The 16,240-nt window shown below is 66.2% G+C and carries 16 protein-coding genes; 1 reads left to right on the forward strand and 15 read right to left on the reverse strand.

Translation table 11 applies throughout. The features are described 5' to 3' along the window. Positions 1–34: 34 nt before the first annotated feature. From AC13C7_RS14050 to AC13C7_RS14105, 12 genes are all read right to left on the reverse strand, one after another. Entirely contained in the window at positions 35–1,024 is a 990-nt protein-coding gene (locus tag AC13C7_RS14050; RefSeq protein ID WP_482867864.1) for a FliM/FliN family flagellar motor switch protein, read from the reverse strand. A gap of 58 nt (positions 1,025–1,082) precedes the next feature. Continuing rightward, positions 1,083–3,758 (reverse strand): ATP-binding protein, encoded by a 2,676-nt coding sequence (locus tag AC13C7_RS14055; protein WP_172317525.1) that lies wholly within the window; start codon positions 3,756–3,758, stop codon positions 1,083–1,085. Continuing rightward, positions 3,758–4,027 carry a hypothetical protein gene (locus AC13C7_RS14060; RefSeq protein ID WP_172317523.1) on the reverse strand — a complete coding sequence of 90 codons (270 nt, stop codon included), beginning with the start codon at positions 4,025–4,027 and terminating at the stop codon, positions 3,758–3,760. Before AC13C7_RS14060 ends, AC13C7_RS14055 begins: the two co-directional genes overlap by 1 nt. Then, positions 4,024–4,395 (reverse strand): response regulator transcription factor, encoded by a 372-nt coding sequence (locus AC13C7_RS14065; RefSeq protein WP_172317521.1) that lies wholly within the window; start codon positions 4,393–4,395, stop codon positions 4,024–4,026. Before AC13C7_RS14065 ends, AC13C7_RS14060 begins: the two co-directional genes overlap by 4 nt. A gap of 91 nt (positions 4,396–4,486) precedes the next feature. Then, entirely contained in the window at positions 4,487–5,800 is a 1,314-nt protein-coding gene (locus AC13C7_RS14070) for a short-chain fatty acyl-CoA regulator family protein (protein WP_482867865.1), read from the reverse strand. Positions 5,801–6,055: 255 nt separating this feature from the next. Further along, entirely contained in the window at positions 6,056–7,042 is a 987-nt protein-coding gene (locus AC13C7_RS14075; protein WP_482867866.1) for an ABC transporter substrate-binding protein, read from the reverse strand. 29 nt (positions 7,043–7,071) lie between these two features. Further along, complete coding sequence (locus AC13C7_RS14080) at positions 7,072–7,962, reverse strand: ABC transporter permease (protein WP_482867867.1); 891 nt, start codon at positions 7,960–7,962, stop codon at positions 7,072–7,074. Positions 7,963–8,018: 56 nt separating this feature from the next. Continuing rightward, a complete protein-coding gene (locus tag AC13C7_RS14085) occupies positions 8,019–9,071 on the reverse strand; it encodes an ABC transporter permease (protein ID WP_482867868.1) in 1,053 nt (350 codons plus the stop codon). A 69-nt stretch (positions 9,072–9,140) separates the two neighbouring features. After that, a complete protein-coding gene (locus tag AC13C7_RS14090; RefSeq protein ID WP_482867869.1) occupies positions 9,141–9,917 on the reverse strand; it encodes an ABC transporter ATP-binding protein in 777 nt (258 codons plus the stop codon). Continuing rightward, positions 9,914–10,324: a VOC family protein gene (locus tag AC13C7_RS14095; RefSeq protein ID WP_172317511.1), complete on the reverse strand. Its 411-nt coding sequence runs from the start codon at positions 10,322–10,324 to the stop codon at positions 9,914–9,916. Before AC13C7_RS14095 ends, AC13C7_RS14090 begins: the two co-directional genes overlap by 4 nt. Beyond that, the gene (gene hydA / locus AC13C7_RS14100) at positions 10,325–11,788 is read right to left on the reverse strand and encodes a dihydropyrimidinase (RefSeq protein ID WP_482867870.1); all 1,464 of its coding nucleotides are present in this window, start codon (positions 11,786–11,788) and stop codon (positions 10,325–10,327) included. A gap of 219 nt (positions 11,789–12,007) precedes the next feature. Further along, a complete protein-coding gene (locus AC13C7_RS14105) occupies positions 12,008–13,258 on the reverse strand; it encodes a Zn-dependent hydrolase (RefSeq protein WP_482867871.1) in 1,251 nt (416 codons plus the stop codon). A gap of 237 nt (positions 13,259–13,495) precedes the next feature. Here AC13C7_RS14105 and AC13C7_RS14110 point away from each other — a divergent pair, with 237 nt between their 5' ends. Next, complete coding sequence (locus AC13C7_RS14110; protein WP_474886432.1) at positions 13,496–14,113, forward strand: TetR family transcriptional regulator C-terminal domain-containing protein; 618 nt, start codon at positions 13,496–13,498, stop codon at positions 14,111–14,113. Between the two features lie 38 nt (positions 14,114–14,151). On the opposite strand, the gene AC13C7_RS14115 is transcribed toward AC13C7_RS14110, so the two are convergent. The 3 genes from AC13C7_RS14115 to preA are packed head-to-tail and all read right to left on the reverse strand — an operon-like array spanning position 14,152 to position 16,188. Continuing rightward, entirely contained in the window at positions 14,152–14,541 is a 390-nt protein-coding gene (locus AC13C7_RS14115; RefSeq protein ID WP_172317501.1) for a VOC family protein, read from the reverse strand. Further along, entirely contained in the window at positions 14,538–14,882 is a 345-nt protein-coding gene (locus AC13C7_RS14120) for a hypothetical protein (protein WP_172317499.1), read from the reverse strand. The genes AC13C7_RS14115 and AC13C7_RS14120 overlap by 4 nt, the downstream gene beginning before the upstream one ends. Before the next feature lies 1 nt (position 14,883). Then, positions 14,884–16,188: an NAD-dependent dihydropyrimidine dehydrogenase subunit PreA gene (preA, locus tag AC13C7_RS14125; protein ID WP_172317497.1), complete on the reverse strand. Its 1,305-nt coding sequence runs from the start codon at positions 16,186–16,188 to the stop codon at positions 14,884–14,886. Between the last annotated feature and the right edge of the window lie 52 nt (positions 16,189–16,240).

Here is a 16,240-nt window from a genome sequence, read left to right on the forward strand (position 1 = left end):
AAAGACCCGAAGCGCGCGCAGGGTCAAGCCATGCTCAGCCGGGGCCAGGCATGGCGGCGTCGATCAGGCGTTCGGCGGGGGTTTTCTCGGGTGCCGGTTCGGGCGCGGGCCTGGCCACGGTCTTCGGCGGCGGCAGCCCCGCGCCGGGCACCAGACAGAGCGCGCGCTTGCCCGCAACCGCGCCCAACCGCGCCCGCAGGACCGGTTTGCCCTTCACATCCGTGACCCGCATCTGCGCCAGGTCGGCGCGGTCGAACTCCAGCACGTCGCCGACATCGAGGCCCTGCAGGCGCGCCAGCGGCATGGTCTGGCGCAACAGCACCGCCTCGAGCGCAACCGGCGCTTCGGACGCGATGGCGGGCCAGAGCCGCGCCCAGGCCAACCCGTCGCCGGGGCCGTCCTCGGCCTGATACGCGGTCTCGCCGGTGACCGGCACCAGCAGCATGATCCGGCCCGTCTTGGCCCCGTCGCCCAGCGACAGCTGCACCGTGATCAGGTGATAGGGCCGGTCGGGCAGCAGCAGGTCCAACTGGCGATCATCGGTGACGCAGGCGCCATAGGTCAGGCCGAGGGGCCAGTTGACGCCCGCCTGCCCGCCCATCTCGGCGGCAAACCCGCCGAGGAACAGCCCGATGAAATCGCGGCTGAGCGCGGCGTCGATCTGGGTGGTGGCGCGCAGCATCGCTGGCGCGGTATCGACGCGCCCCGTGGTCTGCACCTCGACCAGCGCATCGACGACGCCGTTTTCCAGGATGCAGAGCGCGCGCGCGCCCTGCCCCCCCTCCAGCACCACCAGCAGGCGATGTTCGGGCAGCGCGGCGCGGGCCTCGGCCAGCGTCATGTCCCATTGGGCCTCTTGCGGGTCGGGCGTGGCCATCAGCCCCTCATAGGGGGCCGCCGCCTTTCGCAGCGCGCGGGTCAGCGCCGCCGACAAGCCATCGGGGCGCAACGCCGCGCGGGCGGCACCTGCCCCCGTCCCTGCCAGTTTCTTCCGCAATGCCGCGTTGAAGCCGCTTTCCGCCATGGCCTACCTGTTTGAAACCCATCCGCGCCTTTATGGCAGGCCCAGGGTTAAGAAAGCGTCAAGCCGCGCGCAGGGCACGGGCCGGCAGGCGCACCCGGAATGCCGCGCCGCCATGGCCCGCCACATAGGTCAGCCCGCCCCCCAGCCGCGCCATGATCTCGCGGCTGATGGCCAGGCCAAGCCCCGCGCCTTGCGCATCGCGCGCCGTCTCCAGCCGGGTGAATTTCTCGAAGATCAGGCGGCGCTGGCGTTCGGGTATCCCCGATCCGTTATCTATGAAATCCACATCCACATGCGGCCCCAGGCGCGAGACCGTGATGCGCAATTCCGGCTCCTCGGCATCGCAATATTTCCGCGCGTTGGAGAGGATATTGATGAAGACCTGCGCCAGCCGGTCGGGATCGGTCCAGAGCGATATGCGCTCAGCTTCAACGTCGCGGAGGATGCGCAACCCCTCGCCCGCCTCGATCACGCCGCTCGCGTGGATGGCCCTGTCCAGCACGTCGCCAAGGCTTGCCGCGCTTTCGTTCAGGCTGACGCGGCCATGTTCCAGCACGCTGAGATCAAGCAGATCGTCCAGCAGCCGGGTCAGGCGCAGGCTCTCGGCATGGATGATCCCCGCAAACCGCGCGCGGGCGGCCTCGTCCAGATCGCCGGACTTGAGCAATTCGGAAAACGCCCGGATCGAGGTCATCGGCGTGCGCAATTCATGGCTGATCTGGCTCAGGAAAGCGTCCTTCTGCTCGCCCAGTTGAGTCAGCTTCTGGTTGGCCTCGCGCAATTGCCGGGCCGAGCGGGTCAGTTCCTGGCTCTGCCGTTCCAGGCGGCTGGAATATTCCATCATCTGCGCGGTCTCATCGGCCACGGCCAGGAGGTCCTGCACCGACACCGTGGTGCCGCCGGTGATCTGGTAGACCATCGCATGTGCCGTCGCGGCCCCCACGGACCCGGCCAGTTCACGCTCCAGCATCTTCAGGAAATCGGGGTCCGGGTCGGGCAGCCGCGCGGCCCGGCCTTGCGCGCGGGCCGCCTCCTGAAACAGGCGCCCCGCCCGCCCCGTGCCCAGGATCCGCTGCGCCATCACCAGCAGGTCATCGGCGGCCGCCACCCCCGCCTGCCAGCCGATCGCGGGCGCGGAATGGTCGAAGACATTGACAAACTGCGCGCCCTGCAACCGCTCCATCGGCGAGGGGAACGTCACCAGCGAGACCAGCGTGAACATGGCCAGGTTCGACCCCAGCGACAGCACCATCGTCAACAGCAGCGGATCGGCCCCGGTGATGCCAAGCGGCGTTTCCGGGCGCAGCCAGCCGATCCCGAAGGGACCGCCCGCCAGCATCCCCTCCATCAGCCCGGAGGTCGCGGCATTGGGCAGAAGCAGCACCCAGGCCCAGATGCCAAAGCCCACGGCAATGCCCGCGCCCGCGCCTGCCCGTGTCGCGCCGCGCCAGAAGATGCCGCCGATGAGGGCGGGCAAGACCTGCGCCACACCCAGGAACGCGATCAGCCCGATCGAGGCCAGCGCCGCCGACCCGCCCGAGGCGCGATAGTAAATGAGCCCAAGCGCCATCACCCCGATGATCGACAAGCGCCGCGCCATCAGCGCCACCCGCCGCATATCGCCCGACATCGGATCGTCGCCCGCCGTCAGCCGCAGCCAGATCGGCACAATGATATGGTTCGACAGCATAGTGCTGAGCGCCAGCGCCGCGATGATCACCATCGAGGTGGCGCTGGAGAACCCGCCCAGAAACACCAGCAGCGCCAGCCCCTCCTGCCCCATCGCCTGCGGCAGGGTCAGCACGTAGAGGTCCGGGTTCGCCCCCGGCAGCACCTGCAACCCCACGACGGCAATGGGCAGCACGAAGAGACTCATGAGCAGCAGGTAGAGCGGAAAGGCCCAGGCCGCCGTCGCCAGGTGCCGCTCATCCGCGTTTTCGACCACCAGCACCTGGAACATGCGCGGCAGGCACAGGATCGCGGCCGCCGACAGCATGGTCAGCCCGACCCACCGCGCGCCATTGAGCTGCCATTCCGCCAGCGGGCTTTCCGCGATGCGGTCCAATATGTCCGACGGCCCGTCGGCCACGCCCCAGACCACGAAGACCCCCACCGCCAGCAAGGCCGCCAGCTTGACGATGGCCTCCAGCGCGATGGCGGACACAAGCCCCGGATGGCGTTCGTTCACATCCAGGCTGCGGGTGCCGAAGATGATGGTGAACAGCGCCATGCCCCCCGCCACCCAGATCGCGGTCACGTCCGATCCGACCTGCCCGAAGGCGCCGGGCTGCGCGAAGACCGAGAAGGACAACGTCACCGATTGCAGTTGCAGCGCCAGGTAGGGCGTGGTGCCGACCACCGCCAGGACCGTGACCAGCGCCGCCAACCCGCCCGATTTGCCGTAACGGCTGGAGATCATGTCGGCGATCGAGGTGATCCGCTGCGCCCGCCCGATCCGGACCAGTTTCCTGAGCAGCCAGAACCAGCCGACGAAGACGATCACCGGGCCAAGGTAGATGGTCATGAACTCCAGCCCCGAGCGCGCCGCCGACCCGACCGCGCCGTAGAAGGTCCAGGCCGTGGTGTAGATCGACAGCGACAGCGTGTAGGTCAGGGGCGAATTCAGCCAGCCTGCCCGCCCCTCGGCGGCGCGCTTCTCGGCCCAGAAGGCGACCGCGAACAGGCCCAACACGTAGAGCACGCAAATCGCGATGAGCCCGTCCAGCGACAGCATCAGTCGCCGCCATCCGCGTCCGGCCCCTCATCGGGGAAGGCGCGCGCCAGCGCCCCCGACAACACGCCCGACAACACCACCAGCCCGGCCCAGACGCCCAGGAAATAGACCAGCCAGCCGCCGGTCTCGCCGCTGATGCCGGTATTCGATGTCAGGATGAAGACCGGTCCGAAAAACAGGAACATCGCCAGCACCGGGGCCAGCCTTGCGGCATCCTGCAACCGGTTGCGCCGATAGGTGCGCCGTTCGAGAAACAGCCGCCGGCTCATGACGCGCCCGCCACGTCGCGCAGCGTCGCCACCATCTCGGCGTTGGAAAAGGGCTTGGTCAGGTAGGCATTGGCCCCCAGCGCCAGCGCCAGGTCGCGATCCTTGGTCTGGCCCTTGGCGGTCAGCATCAGCACCGGCAGATCGGCGGTCGCGGCATCGCGGCGCAGATCGCGCAGAATATCGAGGCCCGAGCGCCCCGGCAGCATCACGTCGAGGACCAGCACATCGGGGGCCTGGCGGGCGATCTCGGCCAATGCGGTCGCGCCATTGCCATGGCCATGCACCTCCCACCCGTCGCGCGACAGGATGAAGCTGATGGCCTCGAAGATGTTGACCTCATCCTCGACAAGCAGAACGCGACCCTTCACCGGCACCTCCCCTGGTCTCGCTCATGGCGACACACACCGTAAGAGTGCCGATGCGCGCGCGCGAATGTCAAACATTGAGTGGCGGGCCCCCTCATCCCCGCCGCGCCGCGCACTCCTCGCGCGGGCACATCTCGCAGCCCGGCCCCACCGGGCGCGGCCCCTGCGCCAGCGCCTCGTCCTCGGGCACCGCGCGCAGGAGCATCACCGCCTGCATCACCGGCTGCGCGCCGAAGCCCGTGGCCCCCACCGGCGCCGCCACCGCCCAGGCCCGGAACCGCGCCCCGTCGGGCTGCTCCAGCACCGCCAGGTCGGGCACCATGGGCCGCGCCAACGCCCCGTAAAGCGGCCAGAGCGCGCAGCCCGCCCCGTAGCGCGGCACCGAAAAGGCCGGGATGCGGCGGCGAAAGATCAGCGCCCCGGCCGCGTCGCAAATCGCAAGGCCGAACCCCGGCACGCCTTCCGCGCCACCCTCGGGCAGGCTCGCCAACCGCCGCAGCACCAGCGCCACGTCGCCGCCGCCCATCCCGATCAGCGCCTCGGGGTTGAAATCAACCGCCGCCGCCGCCGCCAGGAACGGCCCCAGAGGCAGCCGCGCCGCATCCTCGGCGTAGCGCGTCAGCCGGTCCCGCGCCAGCCGCGCCGCGCCCGCGTCCAGCCCCTCCATGCCCTCGATGACCTCCGCAACCGACACCACGCCACCCGCCTCGATGGCCGGAAAATGATGCCCCGCCGCGTCGAAAGCCGCCTCCACCCGCTCCTGCGGGGTCGAGACCAGGTCGGTCCGCGCGCCCTGCCGCTCGAAATGGCGCAGTAGCGCGGTGGCATTGTCCGACAGCCGCTCCGCCTCCTCGTGCAGGTTGCGATGAAACCGCCCCCGCCAGACCGCTTCCAGGTCGGGCTCGCGCACCAGGATATCCGAGGTCGAACGGATCGCGGCCACGGTCGACAGCATCTCGTGCATCGCGCCCGCCAGTACCGGGTCATGCGCCAGCCGGTCGCGCAACCCCTCCACCGCCGCTTCAAGATCGGCGATCCGTTTCTGCTGCGCCGCGATGATCCCGATCCAGCCGGGAAAGCGGCCTGCGAATTCCTCGATCCGATCCAGCTCGGCAGGCGGCCCGAGCGCCGGCAACCCGGCGCCTGCCGCGGCATGAACCATGTCGCTCAGGCTGGCATCCATGCCATCCGACAGCCGCGCCGGTTCCACCTCCATCGCGCGGGCCAGGTCCAGGAGAAGCTTGCCGCCGATGCGCCGCTTGTTGTGCTCGATGAGGTTGAGGTAACTGGCCGAGACCCCGACCCGCTCGGCCAGATCGCCCTGCTTCATTCCCAGCGCCAGCCGCCGCTCGCGGATCCGGCTGCCGGTCAGCGCATGCCTGCGCGAGGGGGGGGTGCTGCGCGCCATCTCGGGGCCGCTCCTGTCAAGGGTCTGAAAAGAAATTAACAACCTTTCCAAGCGCCGTCAAAGACATGACACCCCCCGCAACCCGCCCTCCCCTTCTTTGTTCCGCAAATATCCCCCCCGGAGGGTCCGCACTCAAATCCCGCGCCGCCCGTCTGGCCCAAAACGCCCCGCCGCCACAAGCGCCAATCAGGAACAAAGCGGCGCGGCCCTGCATCTTGCAGGGCCGCGCCTCAATTCAACACCAGTCGCGAGGTCTCAGTTGTTCAGCGCCGCGTCCGTCACCGCATGGGTGAACGCCCCCTCGGGCTCTTGCGTGATCACCGGGTCGGACCCGCCCGCCAGAAGCGTGTCGACCGTGCGCTGATAGGCCGCCTCGTCCAGCCGCCCGACCGAGCCCTCGGTCAGCTGCGCGATCTCGCCCATCATGCGGATCTGATGCGCCTCGGTCTGCGCCCCGCTTTCATCGTAATCCAGCACGATCATCGCGGCCTCTTCGGGATTCTCCTCGGCCCAGTCCCAACCGCGCATCGAGGCCCGCACGAAACGCGCCATGCGATCGACGAACGCGGGATCGTCCAGGTTCTCCTCGGAGACGTAGAGCCCGTCCTCCAGCGTCGCGACCCCCTGATCCTCATACTGGAAGGTAATGAGGTCATCCTCGCTGACGCCCGCATCCAGGACCTGGCCATATTCGTTATAGGTCATGGTCGAGATGCAATCGGCCTGGCGCTGCAACAGCGGGTCGACATTGAAGCCCTGCTGCAGCACCTCGACCCCGTCCTCGCCGCCCTCGGTGGGGATGCCAAGCTGGCTCATCCAGCTCAGGAACGGGTATTCATTGCCGAAGAACCAGACCCCCAGGGTATTGCCCCGGAAATCCTCCGGCCCCTCGATGCCCGAATCCGCCCAACAGGTCAGCATCATGCCCGAGCGGGCGAAGGGCTGCGCGATATTGACCAGCGGCAGGCCGCGTTCGCGCGCCGCCAGCGCGGCGGGCATCCATTCGACGATCACATCGGCGCCGCCGCCCGCCAGAACCTGCGGCGGGGCAATATCCGGCCCGCCGGGGTTGATGGTGACATCCAAGCCCTCTTCCTCGTAATAGCCGTTCTCCAGCGCCACGTAATAGCCCGCGAACTGCGCCTGGGTGACCCATTTCAGTTGCAGGGTCACCTCGTCCTGCGCCTGCGCCGCGCCCGCGGCAAGGCCGAGGGCCAGCGTTGTCGTCATCAGTCTTTTCATTGTCTTTCCTCCCAGAGTTATGGTTCTTGTCATGTCTTGCCGCGCTGCGACGGATGCCAGAAGGTCATGCGCGCCTCGATCCAGGCAACCAGCCCGTAAAGCGCCGAGCCCGCCACGGCGGCCACCGCGATCTCGGCCCAGACCATCGCCAGTTCCAGCGCGCCGAAACTGGTCTTGATGCGGAACCCCATGCCCACGATGGGCGAGCCGAAGAACTCCGCCACAATCGCCCCGATCAGCGCCAGCGTGGTGCAGACCTTGAGGCCATTGAAGATAAAGGGCAAGGCCGCAGGCAGGCGCAGTTTGAACAGGCCCTGCCAATAGCTTGCCGCGTAGGTGCGCATCAGGTCGCGCTGCATCGCGTCCGAGGCCTTCAGCCCCGCCACCGTGTTCACCAGGATCGGAAAGAACACCATGACCACGACCACGGCGGCCTTGGATTGCCAGCCGAAACCGAACCACATGACCAGGATCGGGGCCGTGCCCACGATGGGCAGCGCCGCGATGAAATTGCCCACCGGCAGAAGGCCCCGTTGCAGGAAGGGCGAACGGTCCACCGCGATCGCCGTCCCGATGGCCAGCATCGCGCCGATGATATAGCCGCTCAGCGCCCCCTTCACGACGGTCTGCACGAAATCGGCCCACAGGATCGGCCCGTTGGTCCGGATCTCGACCCAGATATCGGAGGGCGCGGGCAGGATCACCTGGTTCACATCATAGAGCCGGACCGAGACCTGCCACAGCACCAGCAGCGTCAGCCCGAAGATCACCGGCACCGCGAACCGCGTCGCCTGCGTCGGCCGGACCGAGAGCACCGTGTTCAGCCCCCAGGCCCCGAACCAGATCGCCAGGAGCAGCCCCGCGCGCCAGTCCAGAGCCGCGGCAATGACTACCAGCCCCGCGATCAGCCCCAGGCGCACAAGGCTCTTCGAAGAGCCTCGTGAGGTCCTTCGAAGGACCTCATTCCCCGCCGCACTCATCGCGCCAACCCCATTCTGTCCAGAACCCTGCGCTCCACCGCGCCAATCAGCCAGACCAGCACCGCCGCGCAGAGCGCCGCCATCAAAAGCGCGGCCCAGATCTGCACCGTCTGCCCGTAATAACTGCCCGAGAGCAGCCGCGCCCCAAGCCCGAACCGCGCCCCCGTCGGCAGTTCCGCCACGATGGTGCCGACCAGGGCCGCCGCGATGCCGATCTTGAGCGAGGCGAAGAGATAGGGCAGCGAGGCGGGCAGCCGCAGCTTCCAGAACACCTGCGCCCCGCTCGCGGAATAGGTGCGCATCAGGTCCAGCTCCATGCCCCTTGGCGATCGGAGGCCCTTCACCATGCCGACAACGACGGGAAAGAAGCTCAGGTAACTCGATATGAGCGATTTCGGCAGCAACCCCTGCACCCCGACCGCGTTCAGCACCACGATGACCATCGGCGCGATGGCAAGGATCGGGATGGTCTGCGAGGCAATCGCCCAGGGCATCACGCTGAGATCCATGGTCCGGTTATGCACGATCCCCACGGCCAGCAGAATGCCAAGCCCGGTGCCGATGGCAAAGCCCAACAGCGTCGGCGCCAGCGTCTGCCAGGCGTGGAACAGCAGCGACCGGCGGTTGTTGACGACCCGCAGGCAGCCCTCGGAAAGACCCGTCCAATGCTCGCGGCCCGCGCCCCACCCGGTGAACTCGCAACCGCGCGCGAGGCCGATGGTGTTCTCATACATCTCCACCACGACATCCTGCGGTCTCGGCAGGCGCGGGCGCTCGAACGCGTAGGCGGCGGGGATGACGCCGGGATTGTCGATCATCAGCCGCACCAGCCCGGTCTCGGATTGCGCGTCGGGCGTCGCCGGCGTCACATCCTCGCCGCCGCGCATCGCCGCATCCAGCGCCAGCCGGAAATTCATCGGCGCGACGGCGGCCAGCCAAAGGCCCAGAAGCGCCGCCACCACCACCACGACCGGCAGCGCGCCGCGCAGGCTGGCGAAGAGATGCGCCAGCAGGGTGCGGCGCGGGGCGGGGTTGGTCAGCGCCGTCATCGCGCGCCCCTCGTCTGCACGGGGGGTGCATGGGGGGGTGTACAGGGGGTGTACACGGGTTTCACGGCCTCAATCGTCATAGGCATGCCCCGCCCTCAGCCCTTCGCGCACCCGATGCGCGATCTCCAGAAACTCCGGCGTATCGCGGATATCGAGGGGGCGCTCAGACGGCAGATCGCTCTCGATCACGTCCGAGATCCGCCCCGGCCGCGGGCTCATCACCACGATCTTGGTCGAGAGATAGACCGCCTCGGGGATCGAGTGGGTGACGAAGGCAATCGTCTTGGTCGTGCGCGCCCAAAGCTTGAGCAACTGTTCGTTCAGATGGTCGCGCACGATCTCGTCGAGCGCCCCGAACGGCTCATCCATCAGCAGGATATCGGCATCGAAGGCCAGCGCCCGCGCGATGGAGGCCCGCTGCTGCATCCCGCCCGATAACTGCCAGGGGTACTTCTTGCCAAATCCTTCCAGATCAACGAGTTGCAGCACGTCCCTCACGCGCCGCTCCTGCTCGGCGCGGTCGAATCCCATGATCTCCAGCGGCAGCTTGATGTTCTTCTCGATGGTCCGCCACGGGTAGAGCCCCGCCGCCTGGAAGACATAGCCATAGGCCCGGTTGCGCCGCGCCTCATCCGCGCTCATTCCGTTGACGGTGATGCTCCCGCCGGTGGGGTTTTCAAGCGCCGCCATCGTGCGCAGGAAGGTCGTCTTGCCGCAGCCCGAGGGGCCGATGAAGCTGACAAACTCGCCCTTCCCGATTTCGAGCGAGACATCCTTGAGCGCATGGACCGGACCGTCATTGGTCTGGAAGGTCAGGTCGAGATTCTTGGCCTGAATGACACTCATACCGGACGCCCCCAAAGTTTCGGCTCGCTCACCTCGACCGAGTTCCGCGCCGGATCGCGCACATAGATCGACCGCGCCCCGTTGGGCCAGAAAAAATCGGACTCGATCCCGACCCCCTGCCCTTCGAACCACGACGCCCATCCGTCAAGTGCCTGAGCATCCACGCGAAAACACACATGCCCCGGCCCGCGCGCGCCATGCGGCGGCACCGGCAGCTTGCCGCCGGGCACTTCGGTCGCATCGGGATTGAACAGCATCACCATGCCCGGCCCGCACTCGAAAAACACGTGCCGCCCCTCGCTGCGCGAATGTTCCCGCAGCCCGATCACATCGGCGTAGAACCCGGCGGTCTCGTCCAGATTCCGTGCATAAAGCGCCGTTTCCAGCACCGCTTCGGGACCTCTCATTCAGATCCCCGCCGGAATGTTCAGCGGATCGCGGTTGATCTGCTTGGGCGCGGTCAGCGCCTTCCATTTGCTCAGCGCCTCATGCGCCGAGGGGAAAGGCGGGCGCGGCACGAAGCGGCCCCGGCCCGGTTGCGGCTGGCTGTTCTGCCCCCAGGCCCAGATGACCTCGCCCCGGCTCAGCGTGTAGCGCGCCTGAGCGGTCACGTCGAAGCCCTCGAAGACGTTGTAATCCAGCACCGAATGGTGGTTCGACGCGCTGATCGTCTTGGAGATCTTGGGATCCCAGACCACAATATCGGCATCCGCACCTTCCACGATCGCGCCCTTTTTCGGGTAGATATTCAATATCTTGGCGACGTTCGTTGAAGTGGCCGCGACAAATTCGTTCGGCGTCAGGCGACCGGTTTCCACGCCTTCCGTCCACAAGACGGCCAGGCGCTCCTCCAGCCCGTTCGAGCCGTTGGGGATGATCCGGAAATCGTCTCTCCCTGCGCGTTTCTGTTCGGTATTGAAGGCGGCGTGATCGGTGGCCACGACCTGCAACGATCCGGCCTGCAACCCCGCCCAGAGGCTCTGCTGGTGTTCCTTGTTGCGGAAGGGCGGCGACATCACGCGGCGCGCGGCATGGTCCCAATCCTTGTTGAAATACTCCGATTCATCGAGCGTTAGGAATTGTATGAGAGGCTCGCCATAGACCCGCATCCCCTTTTGCCGCGCGCGCCGGATGGCCTCATGCGCCTGTTCACAGGAGACATGCACAATGTAGAGAGGCACGCCCGCCGCATCGGCGATGGTAATCGCGCGGTTCGCTGCCTCGCCCTCGAATTCGGGCGGGCGCGAATAGGCGTGACCCTCGGGGCCGGTGATGCCCTGCGCCATCATCTGTTCCTGCATGTCGGCGACCAGGTCGCCGTTCTCGGCATGCACCATGGGCAGCGCGCCAAGCTCCTTGCAGCGCTTGAACGAGGCGAACATCTCGTCATCCTCGATCATCAATGCGCCCTTGTAGGCCATGAAATGCTTGAACGAGTTGACGCCCATATCGACGGCATCCTTCATCTCGTTGAAGACGCTCTCATCCCATCCCGTGACGGCCATGTGATAGCCGATATCCGAGCAGATCTGCGGCGCCGATTTCCGGTGCCATTCATTGATCGCGTTCTTGATGCTGCCATCGGCGCCCGGCAGGCAGAAATCGACCACCATGGTGGTGCCGCCCGTGGCCGCCGCCCAGGTGCCGGATTCGAACGTTTCCGCCGCCGTCGTGCCCATGAAGGGCATTTCCAGATGGGTATGCGGGTCGATGCCGCCGGGGATGACATAGGCGCCTTCCGCGTCGATATATTCATCGCCCTTCAGATCCTCGCCGATCCGGCTGATGGTCTCGCCCTCGATCAGCACATCGGCCTTCCAGGTGCGGTCGGCGGTGCAGACCATGCCACCCTTGATGACTTTCGTGGTCATTGTTTTTCCTCCCTTTTTCGTGCGCGCATCGCCCTACAGGCAGACCGGCACGTTTTCCTCATCACGCACCGGAATCAGGCGCGAGTCCCGTGGCCCGTGTTGCCTGTCCCGATCGCAGCGATCGACCGTGCCCTGCCGGATCGACTCCCCGGGCATGTCCGCGGGGATGTGATCCAAGGCGATCGGCGGACCCGACCCCGATCAGAGCAATGGCTGTTCTCATTCCACGATCTCCGCCGTTTCGACCACAGCGTGCATCAGGACGTTGGCCCCGGCCTCGGCCCATTCGGGGCTGATCTCCTCGGCCTCGTTATGGCTGAGGCCATCGACACAGGGGCACATCACCATCGCCGTGGGGGCCACATCATTGATCCAGCAGGCATCATGGCCCGCGCCCGAGACAATATCCATATGCGAATAGCCGAGCCGTTCGGCGGCGTTCCTCACCGCCGCGACGCAGCCCTCGTCAAAGGCGGGCGGGTCGAACTGGCCAACGATCTCGCTTGAGAATTCCACCCCGATATCTTCGCAGAGTTTCGGCGCGCGGGCGTTGAACTCCTCCACCATCCCGTTGAGCTTGTCCAGAAGATGCGTGCGCATGTCGACGGTGAAGACCGCGCGGCCGGGGATGATGTTGCGGCTGTTGGGGTAGATGTCGATATGGCCGATCGCGCCCACGGCATTGGGCTGGTTGTCCATGGCGATTTCATGCACCAGCTCGGTGATCAGCGCGAGGCCCCGGCCTGCATTCCTGCGCATCGCCATGGGGGTCGAGCCGGTATGGCTTTCCTTGCCCGTCACGGTGCATTCGATCCAGCGCAGGCCCTGCCCGTGGGTGACGACACCGATATCCTTGCCCTCGGCCTCCAGAATCGGGCCCTGTTCGATATGCAGCTCGAACATGGCGTGCATCTTGCGGTCGCCGACCTTCTCGGTGCCTTTCCAGCCGATGCGCTCCAGCTCATCGCCGAAACGCTTGCCCTCCGCGTCGACGCGGTCGTAGGCCCAATCGCGGTCATGCTTGCCCGCGAAGACGCCCGAGGACAGCATCGCGGGGGCATAGCGCGTGCCCTCCTCATTGGTCCAGTTCGTCACCACGATGGGGTGTTTCGTCTTAATTCCCAAATCATTGAGCGTGCGGATGATTTCGAGCCCCCCGAGCACGCCCAACACGCCGTCATACTTGCCGCCCGTGGGCTGCGTATCGAGGTGGCTGCCCACATAGACCGGCAGCGCGTCGGGGTCGGTGCCCTCGCGCCGCGCGAACATGTTGCCCATCTCGTCAAGCCCCATGGACAGGCCCGCCGCCTCGCACCATTCCTGGAACAGCGCGCGGCCCTCGGCATCCTCATCGGTCAGGGTCTGGCGGTTGTTGCCGCCCGCGATGCCGGGGCCGATCCTGGCCATCTCCATCAGGCTGTCCCAAAGGCGGCTGCCGTCGATCTTGAGGTTTTCACCGGGGGCGGGCATTCGGGCTCTCCTTCGCGTTCATGTCAAAGGGGGGCTTGGCACCGTCGAACGCGCCGCGCCGAACAGGTCTGATCCTGGTCATCTTCCCCCCTGGTCTTGCGTGCCGCCGGTAAAACTCCGGCCGGCTTGATTGTTCTTTTTGACCAATCGGTCAAGAACAGGCTATCAGAGGGATATGGTCAGTCAAGAAATAGCATGGCGCTTTGTCGGATTTGGCGCGAGATTCGAGGGACGGGGATGAACCTGCAGCCGCCGCGCACACGAATTCAGCGCAAGAATACCGAGAATATCCTGAATGCCGGGCTGGAGGTGTTCTCGCGCCACGGGTTTCGCGGCGCAACGCTGGACCAGATCGCCGCCGAGGCGGGGCTGTCAAAACCCAACCTGCTCTATTACTTCCCCTCGAAGGAGGCGATTCACGTCACCCTTATGGACCGGCTGATGCAGACCTGGCTGGACCCGCTGCGCAAGCTGGATGCCGGCGGCGACCCGGTGGCCGAGCTTTTGGCCTATGTCCGGCGCAAATTGCAGATGAGCCGGGATTTTCCGCGTGAAAGCAAGCTCTTCGCCAACGAAATCCTGCAAGGCGCGCCGCGGATGCTGGCGGCATTGGAGGGCGATCTCAAGCGGCTGGTCGATGAAAAGGCAGCGGTGATCGCGGGCTGGTCGCGGGCCGGGCGGCTGGCGCGGATCGACCCGCATCACCTGATCATCTCGATCTGGGCGCTGACGCAGCATTACGCCGATTTCGACGTGCAGATTCGCGCCGTTCTGGGGCCGGGGCACGACCCGATGACAGAGGCCGAGAGCTACCTTGTGACGCTGTTCACCAAGCTGCTGACGCCGGAGGGGTAAGGGCTTTCGAAAGCCCTCATGAGGCTCTTCGAAGAGCCTCAGCGCGCCACATCGGCAGCGGTGAAATCGATATGGATATGGTTGCCGTCGGGGTCGTGGATATTGACCTGCACCACATCGACCGGGCCGGGTGGCACGCGGGACAGGCGGTAGGGGATGCCCATCTCCTCCAGCCGCGCGATGAAATCGGCATAGCCCGTTGCGCGCAGGGCGAAATGCTCCAGCGCCAGGGTGTCGCCGCCGGGGCCGTCGACGGCCCCATCCTCTATCAGATGGATAACCGCCTGATCGCCCGCATAGAGCCAGGCGCCCGGAAAACCGAACGCGGGGCGCGCACCGGGCTGCATCATCAGTACACGCCCATACCAGTCGACCATCGTGTCGAGCTGGCCCGTGCGCAGGTTCACATGGTCGAGCGCTTCAATCATGTCTTGTCCTTTCTCTCACGCCGGAACCGCAATTGCCGCCGTCCGGTCATCCCCGCCTCGACACGCCCCGCCCAACGAAAGTAGCGAAACACAAGCTCGGCCTCGCAGATCTTGAAGACGAGATAGCAGGTCAGGGCCACCAGCCCGGTGCCCGTCAGTTGCAGAAGCTGCACCAGCGCCCCTTCGCGCAGCGCCACCAGCCCGTGGCGCTGGATGAAGTCGAAATTGGCCATCGCAATGGCAAAGAGGTTGACCGAGATGAAGGCCAGCGCCACCGCCGACAGCCCCGCAAGAGCAATTACGGCAAGGGCGGGCCAGCGCGTGACATTCAGCAAGATCACCTCATTCCGCCGCCTGCGCGCCGGGATTGTTGGGATGGGTCGTCCAGTTGGCGTAGTCCTCCTCCACCACCTTGCCGGTGCGTTCGTCGATCTGGCCGGGCTCCAGCGTCACCATGGTGATGCAATCCTCGACCGGGCAGACATTGACGCAGAGGTTGCAGGCAACGCATTCGTCATCCTTGACCTCGAAGACGCGATCCGCCGACATGGAAATCGCCTGGTGCGACGTATCCTCGCAAGCCGCATAGCAACGCCCGCATTTGATGCACATATCCTGGTCGATGCGCGCCTTGGTGACGTGGTTGAGGTTGAGGTAATTCCAATCCGTCACGTTCGGAACAGCCTGGCCGATGAAGTCCTGCGTGCTGGTATGGCCCTTTTCGTCCATCCACTGGGAAAGCCCCGAGATCATCTCCTCGACGATCTTGAAGCCATAGGTCATGGCGGCCGTACAGACCTGCACATTCCCCGCGCCAAGCGCCATGAACTCGGCCGCGTCGCGCCATGTGGTGATGCCGCCGATGGCCGAGATGGGGAAGCCGTGGGTTTCCGGGTCGCGGGCAATCTCCGCCACCATGTGCATGGCGATGGGTTTGACCGCCGGCCCGCAATACCCGCCATGCGTGCCCTTGCCGTCGATCATCGGCTCGGGGCTCATCACATCGAGATTGACCGAGGTGATCGAGTTGATCGTGTTGATGAGGGACACCGCATCCGCCCCGCCCGCCTTGGCCGCACGCGCCGAGCTGCGAATATCGGTGATGTTCGGTGTCAGCTTCACGATGACGGGGCGCGAGTAATACATCTTGCACCATTCCGCGACCATCTGGACATATTCCGGCACCTGCCCCACGGCAGACCCCATGCCGCGTTCGGCCATGCCATGCGGGCAGCCGAAGTTGAGCTCGATCCCGTCCGCGCCGGTATCCTCGACGCGCGGCAGGATGTCCTTCCAGGCCTGTTCCTCGCAGGGCACCATGATCGAGGCGATGATGGCCCGGTCGGGATAGTCCTTCTTGACGCGGGCGATTTCATCAAGGTTCACCTGCAAGGGCCGGTCGGTGATCAGCTCGATATTGTTGAGGCCCAACAGGCGGCGATCCGCCCCCCAGATCGCGCCATAGCGCGGGCCGTTCACATTGACGACGGGCGGGCCTTCCGCGCCGAGCGTCTTCCAGACCACGCCGCCCCATCCGGCCTCGAAAGCGCGGCGGACATTGTATTCCTTGTCCGTGGGCGGGGCAGAGGCCAGCCAGAACGGGTTGGGGGTCTTGATGCCGAGGAAGTCTGTCGTCAGATCAGCCATGGGTGTCGTCCTTTCAGGTCTCGCAGCGGGCCGAGTGTAGCACGGAAGGCCG

It is taken from the genome of Alterinioella sp. B-7 (assembly GCF_056857775.1).

Excerpts from the sequence above, each read along its gene's own strand:
- AC13C7_RS14060 (WP_172317523.1), bottom strand. The coding sequence starts at position 4,027 with ATGAGCCGGCGGCTGTTTCTCGAACGGCGCACCTATCGGCGCAACCGG.
- AC13C7_RS14050 (WP_482867864.1), bottom strand. The coding sequence starts at position 1,024 with ATGGCGGAAAGCGGCTTCAACGCGGCATTGCGGAAGAAACTGGCAGGG.
- AC13C7_RS14110 (WP_474886432.1), top strand. The coding sequence starts at position 13,496 with ATGAACCTGCAGCCGCCGCGCACACGAATTCAGCGCAAGAATACCGAG.
- preA (WP_172317497.1), bottom strand. The coding sequence starts at position 16,188 with ATGGCTGATCTGACGACAGACTTCCTCGGCATCAAGACCCCCAACCCG.
- AC13C7_RS14115 (WP_172317501.1), bottom strand. The coding sequence starts at position 14,541 with ATGATTGAAGCGCTCGACCATGTGAACCTGCGCACGGGCCAGCTCGAC.
- AC13C7_RS14105 (WP_482867871.1), bottom strand. The coding sequence starts at position 13,258 with ATGCCCGCCCCCGGTGAAAACCTCAAGATCGACGGCAGCCGCCTTTGG.
- AC13C7_RS14090 (WP_482867869.1), bottom strand. The coding sequence starts at position 9,917 with ATGAGTGTCATTCAGGCCAAGAATCTCGACCTGACCTTCCAGACCAAT.
- AC13C7_RS14085 (WP_482867868.1), bottom strand. The coding sequence starts at position 9,071 with ATGACGGCGCTGACCAACCCCGCCCCGCGCCGCACCCTGCTGGCGCAT.
- AC13C7_RS14055 (WP_172317525.1), bottom strand. The coding sequence starts at position 3,758 with ATGCTGTCGCTGGACGGGCTCATCGCGATTTGCGTGCTCTACGTGTTG.
- hydA (WP_482867870.1), bottom strand. The coding sequence starts at position 11,788 with ATGACCACGAAAGTCATCAAGGGTGGCATGGTCTGCACCGCCGACCGC.
- AC13C7_RS14070 (WP_482867865.1), bottom strand. The coding sequence starts at position 5,800 with ATGGCGCGCAGCACCCCCCCCTCGCGCAGGCATGCGCTGACCGGCAGC.
- AC13C7_RS14075 (WP_482867866.1), bottom strand. The coding sequence starts at position 7,042 with ATGAAAAGACTGATGACGACAACGCTGGCCCTCGGCCTTGCCGCGGGC.
- AC13C7_RS14095 (WP_172317511.1), bottom strand. The coding sequence starts at position 10,324 with ATGAGAGGTCCCGAAGCGGTGCTGGAAACGGCGCTTTATGCACGGAAT.